The sequence below is a fragment of the Limnoraphis robusta CS-951 genome, assembly GCF_000972705.2.
This window is the reverse complement of the sequence record NZ_LATL02000280.1, coordinates 1-13708: the sequence shown is the minus strand read 5'-3', so window position 1 is coordinate 13708 and position 13708 is coordinate 1. Positions and strand designations below refer to the sequence as shown.

The following is a 13708-nucleotide window of genomic DNA, read 5'->3' as shown; positions in this document are numbered from 1 at the left end:
GGTTTATGTAGGCTGTTTGTTAGAAACAAAAATCTGGGTGGAACCCGCCCCTACAAAACCAATCAACTTCGACAAAATTAATAACTGAACAGGATACACTTCGATGACTTTTACACTTTCTAAACCGACTCTTTTAAACGATTCATCTGTTGACTATGCCCCGCTAAAACAAGAGGTAAAGGTCACGTTTAACTACGATGTTCATTTTACTCGCGATTTATTTAACCCCAATAATTCTTTATTGGCAAATGTGCTACTCTCGAAAGGAGAAGGGGTTAGAAAAGCAATCGCATTTGTTGATAGTGGACTTCCTCAAGCAACCGAAATTCTTGCACAAATAAAAGCTTATAGCAATCACTACAGCCAAGCATTAAATCTCAAACCCGGTTCAACTTTAATAGCAGGCGGAGAAGCGGCTAAAAATAATCCTCAACTCGTTGAAGACTTACAAAAAATTATTTCAGACGCCGAACTTTGTCGTCACTCTTATGTTATCGCAGTGGGTGGCGGTGCGATGTTAGATTTAGTTGGCTACGCCGCAGCAACCGCCCATCGAGGTATTCGGTTAATTCGGGTACCAACGACGGTTTTAGGGCAATGTGACTCAGGAGTTGGCGTTAAAAATGGGATTAATGCTTTCGGTAAAAAGAACTTTTTAGGAACGTTTGCACCGCCAACTCTTGTTTTCAACGATGCCAATTTTTTAACAAGTTTAGATGATAGAAATTGGCGTTCAGGTGTCGCTGAAGCGGTGAAAGTTGCACTGATCAAAGATGCTTCTTTCTTTGATTTTATCGCGGATCGAACGGAAGCACTCGCTAACCGAAATTTAGATGCAATGCAGCAAATTATTTACCGTTGTGCGAAGTTGCACCTCGATCATATTGCGAGTGGAGATCCGTTTGAAATGGGAAGTTCTCGCCCCTTAGATTTTGGTCACTGGGCGGCACATCGGATAGAATATCTCAGCAATTATCGGCTTTATCATGGGGAAGCAGTTGCAATTGGTATCTGTCTCGATAGCACTTATTCTTATTTATCGGGTTTGATCACAAAGCAAGAATGGCAAGAAATTTTAAGCCTATTTAAAGCATTAGGATTTCGCCTGTATGATGCCGAACTTTCTTCTTATTTAAATCAACCCGAACATCCCCGATCTTTGTTTAAAGGATTAAGCGAATTTCAAGAACATTTAGGCGGTGAACTGACTTTAATGCTATTAACCACAATTGGTCAAGGTTTAGAAGTTCACAAAGTTGATTTAGACAAATATCGCCTAGCAATTCTGATGTTAGAAGAGGCAGATTTACAATGCAGTTAACTGAAAACGGCGCTCACCTAACCTACTGCACGAATATTCATCCGGGCGAATCTTGGCTGGAAGTTTTGACGAATCTAAAACAGTATCTTCCGGCTTTAAAAAGTCGCTTTAATACTGAATATTTCGGCATTGGTTTAAGGCTTTCTCATCAGGCGACAATACAACTTAAAGCAGCAGAAATTGCTGAGTTTAAGACTTGGTTAGTTGAACAGGGACTCTATGTTTTTACCCTGAATGGATTTCCCTATGGGGGCTTTCATAACGAAGTGGTAAAAGACAAGGTTTATGCACCTGACTGGACAACACCCGAACGAACCAACTACACCAAAAACCTCGCTCATATTTTAGCAGAATTGTTACCCGAAGGGGTGAAAGGGAGTATCTCAACTTTGCCTCTTTCTTATAAGCCTTGGTTTAACAGTTCATCTAATATTAATGAGGTGTTTAAACACAGTACAATCAATCTTGTTGAAGTGGTAATTTTTCTGGTTAATCTGCATCAGACGACGGGGAAATTTATTCACATCGATCTAGAACCTGAACCTAATGGATTAATCGAAAATTCAGCCGAAGTCATTAACTTTTTTGAGAATTGGCTGTTACCTCTCGGTGGAAAATACCTCGCAAACAAACTTAATCTGTCTCTAAACGCAGCAGAAACACTTTTGCGAGAACACATTCAAATCTGTTACGATACTTGCCATTTTTCCGTTGTTTATGAAAATCCGGTTCAAGTTTTTCGTGACTTTAAACAAGCAGGGATTTCAATCGGTAAAATCCAAATTAGTGCAGCGATTAAAAATAAGCTTCCTCAAGATAAATCTGAACGGGCTAACCTCGCTGAATCTTTACAGAAATTTGCTGAATCAACTTATTTACATCAAGTTGTTGCGGCTTATTCTGACGGTACTTTCCAATCTTATATTGATTTACCCGAAGCACTTGAAGATTTAAAAGAAACAACGGCTCAAGAGTGGCGAACTCATTTTCATATTCCCATTTTTAATCAAACCTATGGCATTTTACAGTCTACCCAAGACGATATTTTAACAGTGTTAAATCTGTTGAAAAGTTATCCTTGTGAACATTTAGAGATTGAAACTTACACGTTTCAAGTTCTACCTGAAAACCTCAAAACTGATTTACTCACTTCTATTCAAAGAGAATATGATTGGGTAATTCAACAGGATGTCGAGAATTTTAATCTCTATTCATCTCAATTCAAAAAACCTTTACTAAAAATCCCTTGATCCCCCCTTCCCCCCTTATTAAGGGGGGTGGCAAAGCCGTTCGGATCTTTTTTGGGGGGTGGCGTTGGCGAAGCCTATCCGAAGGATATAGCAGGGGAGATTATAAAAAAGTTTGGAAATTTGATGTTTTATTGGGAAAAAATCAATGCAAAAAACAGTTGTAATTAATGTTGTGGGTTTGACTTCTGCGTTGTTAAAAGCCATGCCAAAACTGTCTAAATGGGCAGGAAAAGTTAATACAATTGAACCTGTATTACCTGCGGTAACTTGCTCGGCTCAGACGACTTATTTAACAGGTAAATGGCCGAGTGAACATGGTATTGTTGGTAATGGTTGGTATTTTAAAGACGAAGACGAAATTAAGTTTTGGCGACAGTCTAACCGTTTAGTACAAGCACCAAAAATTTGGGAGATGGCTAAAGAGATTAATCCTAATTGTACGACGGCAAATCTGTTTTGGTGGTACAATATGAACTCCTCGGTAGACTATGGGATTACACCTCGCCCGATGTATCCGGCTGATGGTCGCAAAATTCCTGATATTTACACTCAACCTGGTGATTTTCGCTCGCAAATTCAATCCGATTTAGGTCAATTTCCTCTGTTTAAATTTTGGGGGCCAGCAACTTCAATTGCTTCTAGTAAATGGATAGCAGATTCCGCGAAATGGGTTGATATTCGTCAAAATCCCACCTTAACACTCATCTATCTTCCTCATCTAGATTACTGTTTGCAAAGTGTTGGGACTCAACCGGAAGAAATTCCAAAAGATTTAATAGAAATCGATCAAGTTTGTGCCGATTTGATTGACTATTATACGGCAAAAAATGCTAATATTGTTGTGTTATCAGAATACGGGATTACTCCAGTTTCTCAGCCCATACATCTGAATCGATTATTCAGAGAAAAGGGTTTATTATCCGTCCGAGAAGAATTAGGTTTAGAATTGCTTGATACGGGGGCTAGCGATGCTTTTGCAGTCGCCGATCATCAAATTGCTCATATTTATGTGCGCTCAAAAGCTAATCTTTCTAAAGTGCGATCAATCCTTGAAAATGTTGATGGAATTGCCCATATTTTAGATAAGGAAGGTAAAAAAGCCTTTCACCTCAATCATAACCGATCAGGTGATTTGATTGCGATCGCTCATCCTCATGCTTGGTTTACCTACTATTATTGGCTAGACGACAAACGCGCCCCAGATTTTGCGCGGACTGTTGATATTCATCGCAAACCCGGTTATGATCCGGTTGAACTTTTTATCGATCCAAAAATTCCCTTTCCTCAAGTCAAAATTGCCTGGAAGTTGTTACGCAAGCAATTGGGTTTTCGTTATTTAATGGATGTTATTCCATTGGATGCAAGCCTAGTCAAAGGTTCTCACGGTTGTATTCCGCCGAATGCTTGTGATTATCCAGTTTTTATCACTCAAAAAGCAGAAAATTCTGAAGAAAAATCTCTCTTATCTACCCAAATTACTCAACTCATTCTTGAGCAAATTTTTGGCAAACAAGCAGAGACTTTCATCGAAAAACAAGGAATGCTTAACCACCGATTTGATCACGCCTCATCTTTCACTTAATTTTCTCTCTCAGAAATACACACCTTAAATCGAGGAATTAAATCAATGATACTGAAAAAATTACTAACAACATCATTAACAGTTTTACCGCTTGCTTTTAGTGGAATTGTTTCTCCTGTTCATGCTTTTAATCAAGTTGATTTAGAGCGGGTGTTAAACGGTAATGACTGTATTGGCTGTGACCTAAGTGGAGCCGAATTTAGAGGAGTTAACCTGAGTGGTGCAAATTTTCAGGGAACAAACTTCACCGAAACTAACTTTTTTGGAGTTAACCTAAGCCGTTCTAATTTTTTAGGAACTGATCTGATAGGAGCGAATTTCTTTGGTGTTAATTTCACCAATACTAACTTCGCTGGAGTTAACCTAAGCCGTTCTAATTTTGTGGGAACTGATCTGATAGGAGCGAATTTTTTTGGTGTTAATCTCACCGATACTAACTTCGCTGGAGTCAACTTGAGTAATGCTAATTTTCTGGGAGTTGACCTTATTAGAGCTGATTTTCTGGGTGTTAACCTTACTGAAACTGACTTGATCGGAGTTAATCTAAGTAACGCAAATTTTCTGGGAGTTGACCTAATTAAAGCCGACTTTATAGGCGTTAATCTCACGGAAACTGATTTTATTGGAGTCAACTTAAGTCAAGCCAACCTCACGGGAGTTAACCTAGCTGGAGTAGATTTTATTGGAGTTAACCTGAGTGAAGCGAACCTCACAGGAGTTAACCTGACTGGAGTTAACTTTGTGGGAGTAAACCTGACTGACACTCTTCTTAATGGTGAAAATCTACTCGACAAATTTGCCAGCGTTCCCGAACCTTCATTCTTAGTTAGCCTCAGCTTTTTAGGAATAGCAGCAGTAGGAACTCACATCAAAAAGAAACTTGACTCTTGTAAAAAAAATTAAATCATCTATCTAAGGGAATAAAAACCACAAAGACACAGAGAACACCAACCGAAAAAATCTTCGTGACTTTGTACCTTTGTGGTGAAATTTACTAAAAAGAGCTAAGGGAATTAGCCCATTAGCCCGAGTTAGCAAACTACTAAAAATCTGTGGGATATTCAAAAGAATATTCATAGCAAATATTAGTTAATCTTTCTAACCTATGTACATAGGCGGTTGTAATACGTTTTCAAAACGTTGGCTTTCGCCTGCAAAAAACTTGGCACTTGAGAGCATATTTGTTGGGCAGTAAACCCAATGAGTTAGCAAGTGCTGAATAGATTGCCACAGTAAAAACTAAAGCTTTTTATCCCATCTGTAAAACGAGGAGAAATCTCATGGCATCCGAAAATACATCAACTGAAGAGATGAATATGTCAAATCCGACTGCTGGCGGTGGAATGGGCTTTAGCAATCCCCTTGCCCCCGCAGAAGGCTATGAGTACGACTTCAGCAGCTTTAACGGCGATTCAGAGGCTCCTGGCACTCCGTTTGATCGGTTAATTGGGCTTCCCGGTATTGATAATCTCGGTGACATTTTTGGTGGCGGTGGCTCCCAAGGTGGCTCTGACGCTGGAAATCCCTTCGGTGGCGGTGGTTCACAAGGCGGATCTGGTGTCGGTGGCTCCCAAGGCGGATCTGGTGTCGGTGGTTCACAAGGCGGCTTCGGTGGCGGTATGGACGACATGGACGAAGATTCCGAAACACCTGTTGATGACACCCCCATGCCCGTTGAACCCGATGGTGGAATTGGAGACGGCGCAGGATCTCCCAGTGGTGGAAATCCCTTCAGTGGTGGTAACTCGCAAGGCGGCTTTGGTCGTGGCTCTGGTAACAGTAATCCCTTCGGTGGCGGTAACATCGATACTGGCGAAAATAACGAAAATTCAGGCAGTGGTAACTCTGCGTTTGGAGATGCCAACTCTACATCTGGCAACGGTAATACTGCTTTTGGGGATGACAATTCTACCAATGGCAACGGTAACACCGACTTCGGCAGCAACAACCAAACAGAAGGCAACGGCAACCGCTCTTTCGGGGAAGGCGGCGAGGGTTTTAACGAAATCTTTGAAGGTCGAGAAAATCCATTAGAAATGTCCGCAGGCGGAAGCGATGTTCCCATCGATCTCGGATCAATTGGGGGTAACAATCCCCTCTTTGCCGGTGGCGGTACACCTGCACCAGAGGGTGGCATACCTGTTGATCTTGAAGATTTAGAAGAAAGTACCAACAATCAAACTTCCGGTAACGGTAACTGGAATTTCGGCAGTAACAATCAAACTTCCGGTAACGGCAACTGGAATTTCGGCAGCGACAGCACTATCGAAGGTAACGGTAACTGGAATCTAGGAGATAATAACGAGATTACAGGCAGTGGCAACCGTCCTAGCGGCAGTGGAAACACGATTAACGGCAATGGCAACCGTCCCACTGGTAGTAACAATACTATTAACGGAAACCGAGTCAGCACCTCTGAGGATAACGTAGACATCTATGGTAATGGTGATCGCTATTTCCAAACCGATAGCGATGGCAATACTACGCTTGTTAGTGATGAGTCAGCCAGCGATCCGAACTACACTTATGATTTTAGTGGTGTTGTGGGTAGTGACTCCGCAGATAATGCTGATGTAGATTTTAGTAGTGTTGTGGGTAGTGACTCCGCAGATACTAACACTGCTGATGTAGATTTTACTGGTGTGATGGCTCAGTCCTCAACAGAAACCGACTCCGATGAGGCGGCGGACTCTACACCTGATACACCTGACACTGAGACATTTACTGCTGAAGATGTTAGTGATAGCAGCGATGCGCCAGATGTTGACGTTACTGACTCAGATTTCGGTGAGATGATTGAACAGTCTGCCAGCCAAAGCGCCACGAGCGAACTGTCTGAGTCCGGGTTGGATATGTCCACTATGGATGAAGGCAATTCTGAAAGCGATATGAGCGATATGAGTGAGGATGATTCTGCCCTTTTAGAACAACTCCGAATGAGTCCCTTTGGTCGTCTGTTAGATATTGAAGGTGTCGATGGGGTTGAGGATATTTTTGGTAACGTCGGTGGCGGTGACAATTCTTTCGGCGGTGTAGGCAATGGCAACCCCTTTGCCAACTGGAACCCCCAGACTGATGGCAATCCTTTGATTGAAGGAGAAGACGAGCCTAATTTAGACAGTGATCAAGGCGATGGCTATTGGTTGAGTGAAGTTGAAATTGACGGCATTACAGGGGAAGTGTCATCTAGTATCGATAATTTTGTTGAGTCTGTTGAAGCTCGTCTCGACAATCTGATTAATTCTGGGGGAGAAGGTTTAGACGAAGGCGCTGTAATTGCAGAGATCGGTGATGAGTATCTTCTCAACGACGGCTCGGGCGGCTGGTATATTAGCTCAGATGAAACCTTTAACAGTGATGACCTGCTCGTTTTCGACGGTAGCCCGAGCAACAATCTGCCCTATTTTGAAGCCGTCAACGTTTTTATGAATTCTATGGCTGAAAATCTGGACAACTCGACTGTCATTCCGTTTATCGGCGAGTAATATTATGTCCGGTTGATTAATTCTGTTATGGGGTGGGGCGGGTTTATCTCAATCTCGGAGTAGTGCTAAAGATATTGACTGAACCCGCCCCTACAGAATCATTATTGATTAGTCGGACATGATATAACCCTTGACATCCTCTCCTCCCTAAAGGGAGAAGATTCCTCACCACGCCACCTTTAACGGGTGGTCGCGTGCGGGGGGTTGACGCTTCGCAGGACGCTGCTTCAATAACCGGAGTCTTATGCCTTCCTCCACGTCCGTTTCAAGTCTCAGAATGTCCTCCCGCGACTATTAACAAATCTTGTTTTTGTTTGTTTGTGTCTTCAAGTTTGATTTTCTCATTGACTTTAAGACTTCCCTTGTTCTGCCCTCAACTAAAGGAGTTCCAACCTAATCTTCTATTCTGTAGTATTTATGGGACAAGGCGGGTTTTTCAACCTATATGATTTTACCATAAAAGTCGCCCTTAAGGGCGAGGCTTGTATCCCAATTTTTTGGTCAATAGGAACAAGCGACAAGTGATGGTTAATAACTGAAACTGGTAAGGGCAATTGATCAATTGGCCCTACTGGTCACTGATATAGCGGAACGTACAGCCCAAAAACCCGGTTTCTTTGACAAAAACCCCGTTTCTCAAAGAAGCCGGGTTTTTAATGGGCAATTGATCCAATTGCTTTTGTCAACCCGTGAAGGATTTTCAGCCGAATTTGATCACCCTGGTTATACAACCGAATGCCACTTTGCTTCTAGACTGGATGCAGAAGTCGTTTGAGGAGAGCTGCCATTGACTGACGAGAATAAATCAACTCTACCAACGATGTCGCGTAAAGAATTACGGGAGTTGGTGCGCTCACAACTGCAAGTCTTATTGGATCGCGGAGACTTGCAAGCCGCAAAAACTATTCTAGTCCCCGTACAACCTGCTGATATTGCTGAAGCGATCGAAGGTTTACCCGAAACCATGCAGGTGATTGCCTTTCGTCTATTATCCAAAGACGAAGCCATCGAAGTTTACGAACAACTTGACTCTAGCGTTCAGCAGTCTCTCTGCGAAAAATTCAAACGCCAGGAAGTCATCGACATCGTTGATAAAATGTCTCCTGATGATCGCGCCCGTCTGTTTGATGAACTCCCGGCTGCGGTTGTGCGTCGGCTAGTGTCTCAACTCAGCCCGACTGAACGCCAAGCCACAGCCTTACTACTGGGGTATGAAGCCGGAACTGCCGGACGGATTATGACCCCAGAATATATCTCGTTGAAAGAGCATTATACTGTTGGTCAAAGTCTGGAGCGAATTCGCAGTTTAGCTAATGTGACTGAAACGATTTATTCGCTCTATGTGACGGATTCTGATCGACAATTAATGGGAATTTTGTCATTACGGGATTTAGTCACTGCTCAACTGGATCAAACGATTGGGCAAATTCTCAACCGCGATTTAGTGTGTGTGCAGACGGATACCGATCAAGAAGAAGTGGCTCGGATTATCCAACGTTATGATTTTCTAGCGATTCCGGTGGTTGATAGTGAACAGAGGCTCGTCGGAATTATCACGGTTGATGATGTCCTCGATATCCTACAAGAAGAAACTACTGAAGATATCTATGCTTTGAGTGGGGTGCAATCTCAGGGGGATAATTACTTCCAAGCCAGTTTGTTGACTGTGGCTCGCCGACGGGTGGTTTGGTTATTAATTTTGCTGCTCACCAATAGCGTCACGGGTGCGATTCTGAAAATGCAACAAGATCTCCTTCAACAAGTTGTCGCCTTGTCCTTTTTCATTCCTCTTTTGACGGGAACGGGTGGAAATGTTGGCGCTCAGTCTTCTACAGTGGTGATTCGGGGGATGAATACCGATGAAATTCGGGCGATGGGGCCATTACAGGTGATTTGGCGAGAGGGTCTAGCGGGTGCTTTACTCGGAACAATTTTAGGGGTTTTAGCAACGATTTGGGCGACCTTGTTTATTGTTCAGGGTAATGTGTCTGTGGCTCTGTCTGTGGGGATTAGCTTAGTGGCGATTTCGATTTTAGCTTCTGTGGCGGGTTCTGCTTTGCCTTTTTTATTTCGCACTTTGGGGTTAGATCCGGCGTTAATGTCCGCACCGTTTATTACAACGGCGGTTGATGTTCTCGGTGTTCTGATTTACTTCAATTTAGCTCGATTGATTCTGCAACTCTAATGTTATGAAACTTAAAAGTGATCTCGAAATTCTGGAGTCAACTGTCAGCGATCGCGATCCTCGACCCTCTTGAGAGTCCAAAACTCAAAAAGTCAACCCTTGTGTGAAAAATCTCTAACTCAGGCACAGCTTGGGTTTGAGGATAACCTGTTTTCTGGTACTCCGTATTTTCACGGATTTTTTAATTTGACTGTTCCCTAAAAATCAGTATAATCAACATTTTCAAAAGAGGGGAGTTCTGGATATTATGTTGTTGGTAGATGTGAAGCTCGTTTTCTCTCCCCGGCCCCATAAGTCGGGGTTTTGTTTTGTCTAGATGTGACATCCTCCCCGACCTGAAGGTACGGGGATTCCAAGAATCACTTCTTGGGCTTCCTCTTTCCACGACTCGACTTACTTGGAGGGATTTCTCCACCCACGCAGGGGTCGATGTCTCCAGAGGCGTTAGTTCCGACGTAATCCAATAATCACGATTTGGTCGCCTAGGTCGATTTGAGAATCAAAAACTTGGTAAAAAATCATTGTCTAGCCAAGTCAATTAATGATGCGGGTTGGTATCAATTCAGAAAATGGTTAGAGTATTTTGGGGTTAAGTTTGGCAAAATCACTGTTGCGGGTGTACTGCATCTCCTCAACCTCTGTAAAACATCGCAATTCAGCGTCTTTAACGATTGACGTTAGAACTATAGCAGAAGTCAGGAGACAGGAGACAGGAGACAGAATTGAAACCTTTATCATAAAAGGATTTGACATAAAAACAGTGTCCTAATCAACTCTTTCTCTGCTATATTTTATTGAGAAAAGCAATATCTTTGCATAAGTTCCGATGTGTAGGAGATAAGTTAGTTTGAGCGGATGTTGCAGTAGACTTCTGATTTCGCTCAGATTAAACATCTACCCAGGTTCTCAATTATGTTTTTCTCTAAATTTGTTAAAATAGCTACAGCGACTTTATTCTTCTCTAACCCTGTACTGCTAGAGTCTCTACAGACTTATCGGTTTCCGTTTATAGAATCAACGGCGCAAGCGCAAACGGTGTTAATCCCCTCTGAACAAATAGCAACAAAACAATGGCAAACACTGACCTCACGAGAGGCTAACTTTAGCGTTTTAATCCCTCCTGGAAACCCTCGACAAGAAACTCTTGAAGAATCATCGGGTCAATTTAAGTATCAAATTCAAAGATTTATGCTGTCCGATGAAAATGGAATTTATTACCTTGTTGCCTATACTGATAATCTTCCCTTTCTTCCCACCTCTTTAACTGCCGATGAAGCTGATATCTTTTATGATAGCTTCACTCAAGGTATACTCACTAATGATCCGCAAGCGAAAGTTCTCTCCAAACGTGAAATTACTTTAAAAGGTGTTATTGGTCAAGAAATCGAGATCGAAGCTTCTAACGGTTTATTACTAAAACTGCGCGTTTTTGTGGCGAATTCTCGGATTTATGTCCTCATGGCGGGAATAGATAGCCCTTCCCTTGCCAAATCACAAAATGTTGCCCAGTTTTTTAATTCATTTGATTTAGTGAATCATCAAGCTCCGGTTGTTACCAAAAAACAGACTAAAGTTGATTCTATCGAGCAATCTATACGCTTGAAGTGAGGGGAAACGTTCAGCAATTGAGTTATTTTTTAAATCTTTACCCCCTTGAGTTTTATCGGTAGCGATCGCAGAATGTTTCAGATTGGCGATCGCTTCAAGGGGTCGAGAAAAATGACTCGATCACTCATATTCATTAATCTGAATGTAGAATATTGATCATTCATCATGGATTAATATAGCAATCAGAAATGATTTGTGAGAAATCTAAAAGCTGATAAAAAGTCTGTAACGACTTTCCAAGATTGCCTCTTGCCTCTTGCCTTTTGCCTTTTGCCTCTTGCCTTTTGCCTTTTGCCTTTTGCAAGAAGATATGACACACAACTCAGAACGGACTGCTATATTTTGCATAAGTTCAACATCCCTGAGAATAGGTGATAGGGAGGCAAACAAATTTGAGGAAAAGGCAGATGTTCACCCCCGCTCAACTGATGCTCAAAGGACTGGCGGTTTGCTGTGGAGTCGTCAGTTTATGGGTTGTTCCTGGAACCGTTATCGCTCAGGAGTCTACTACTCATCCCGTTTTGTTGGCAGTCTCTCCTGAATATGAAGCAGCAAGACAAAAAGCAATTCAAGCAGGAGAACAAATTGATGCGGGGAACTGGGAAGCAGCGATAACCCTCCTCGAACAAGCGCTCCCTGTTATTCGGAAAACTTTCGGTTCAGAACACCCTGGTTTTCAAGGTCTAGAATATTACCTAAAAGGCGCTAAACTGGCTCAAGCAGGGAATATTGAAGACGCAAAAGCTGCGTTTGAGCAAGGGAAAAATCTCTTGAATAAAGTCAGAGAACAAGCAGAAAAAAATCAAACAACATCCTCTCAACAGTCTCCTGGACTCGAAGAAGCAAACCGACTCAACCAACAAGCTATCCAACTCTATGAACAAGGTAGGTACGACGAAGCCATACCCCTCGCAAAGCGTGTTCTGGAGATGTATCAGAAGCTACTGGGTGATGAACATCCTTATGTTGCCGCCAGCCTCAACGGTTTGGCATTACTCTACCACTCTCAAGGACGCTACAGCGAAGCCGAACCCCTGTTGATACAAGCATTGGAGATGACACGGAAGCTACTGGGTGATGAACATCCCGATATTGCACAAAGCCTCAACAATTTGGCAGCACTCTACGAGTCTCAAGGACGCTACAGCCAAGCCGAACCCCTGTATAAACAAGCATTGGAGATGAGACAGAAGCTACTGGGTGAGGAACATCCCCACGTCGCCGCCACCCTCAACAATTTGGCAGCACTTTACGAGTCTCAAGGACGCTACAGCGAAGCCGAACCCCTGTTCATACGAGCATTGGAGATGAGACGGAAGCTACTGGGTGATGAACATCCCGATATTGCACTCAGTCTCAACAATTTGGCAGCACTTTACGAGTCTCAAGGACGCTACAACGAAGCCGAACCCCTGTACAAACAAGCCTTGGAGATGTTACAGAAGTTATTGGGAACAGAACATCCCGATGTTGCACAAAGCCTCAACAATTTGGCAGCACTCTACTGGTCTCAAGGACGCTACAGCCAAGCCGAACCCTTGTACAGACAAGCATTGGAGATGAGACAGAAGTTATTGGGAACAGACCATCCCGATGTTGCACAAAGCCTGAACAATTTGGCAAGACTCTACGACTCTCAGGGACGCTACAGCGAAGCCGAACCCCTGTTGATACAAGCATTGGAGATGTTTCAGAAGCTACTGGGCGATGAACATCCCCTTGTTGCCACCAGCCTGAACAATTTGGCAGCACTCTACAAGTCTCAAGGACGCTACAACGAAGCCGAACCCCTGTTGATACGAGCATTGGAGATGTTTCAGAAGCTACAGGGTGAGGTTCATCCCGATGTCGCACAAAGCCTCAACAATTTGGCATTACTCTACGGTTCTCAAGGACGCTACAGCCAAGCCGAACCCCTGTTGATACAAGCACTGGAGATGTTTCAGAAGTTATTGGGAACAGACCATCCCGATGTTGCACAAAGCCTGAACAATTTGGCAGGACTCTACAAATCTCAAGGACGCTACAGCCAAGCCGAACCCCTGTACAAACAAGCATTGGAGATGAGACAGAAGTTATTGGGAACAGAACATCCCGACGTTGCTTCCAGCCTCAACAATTTGGCAGGACTCTACTCCTCTCAAGGACGCTACAGCCAAGCCGAACCCCTGTTGATACAAGCATTGGAGATGAGACAGAAGTTATTGGGAACAGAACATCCCGATGTTGCGGCTAGCCTGAACAATTTGGCAGGACTCTACTGGTCTCAAGGACGCT

General features: G+C 43.1%; 8 protein-coding genes and 1 pseudogene. All 9 read left to right on the top strand.

Annotated features, from left to right (window positions below):
• Positions 1–103: 103 nt before the first annotated feature.
• Positions 104–1321, top strand: coding sequence for a 3-dehydroquinate synthase (locus WN50_RS23805; RefSeq protein ID WP_046280976.1), 1218 nt, complete (start codon positions 104–106; stop codon positions 1319–1321).
• A complete protein-coding gene (gene eboE, locus WN50_RS23800; protein ID WP_046280977.1) occupies positions 1312–2571 on the top strand; it encodes a metabolite traffic protein EboE in 1260 nt (419 codons plus the stop codon). The genes WN50_RS23805 and eboE overlap by 10 nt, the downstream gene beginning before the upstream one ends.
• 145 nt (positions 2572–2716) lie before the next feature.
• Complete coding sequence (locus WN50_RS23795; protein WP_046280978.1) at positions 2717–4153, top strand: alkaline phosphatase family protein; 1437 nt, start codon at positions 2717–2719, stop codon at positions 4151–4153.
• 45 nt (positions 4154–4198) lie between these two features.
• Complete coding sequence (locus tag WN50_RS23790; protein ID WP_049560983.1) at positions 4199–5056, top strand: pentapeptide repeat-containing protein; 858 nt, start codon at positions 4199–4201, stop codon at positions 5054–5056.
• A 377-nt stretch (positions 5057–5433) separates the two neighbouring features.
• Positions 5434–7638, top strand: a complete 2205-nt coding sequence (locus tag WN50_RS23785) for a hypothetical protein (protein WP_049560980.1) — start codon at positions 5434–5436, stop codon at positions 7636–7638.
• Positions 7639–8458: 820 nt separating this feature from the next.
• Positions 8459–9823: a magnesium transporter gene (mgtE, locus tag WN50_RS23775; RefSeq protein WP_407659657.1), complete on the top strand. Its 1365-nt coding sequence runs from the start codon at positions 8459–8461 to the stop codon at positions 9821–9823.
• Between the two features lie 489 nt (positions 9824–10312).
• A pseudogene (locus WN50_RS35480) lies at positions 10313–10438 on the top strand (RNA-guided endonuclease TnpB family protein); the annotation flags it as partial.
• A gap of 297 nt (positions 10439–10735) precedes the next feature.
• A complete protein-coding gene (locus WN50_RS23770; RefSeq protein ID WP_046281618.1) occupies positions 10736–11431 on the top strand; it encodes a hypothetical protein in 696 nt (231 codons plus the stop codon).
• A 407-nt stretch (positions 11432–11838) separates the two neighbouring features.
• On the top strand, positions 11839–13708 hold a 1870-nt coding region (locus tag WN50_RS23765), incomplete at its 3' end, for a tetratricopeptide repeat protein (RefSeq protein ID WP_200906347.1).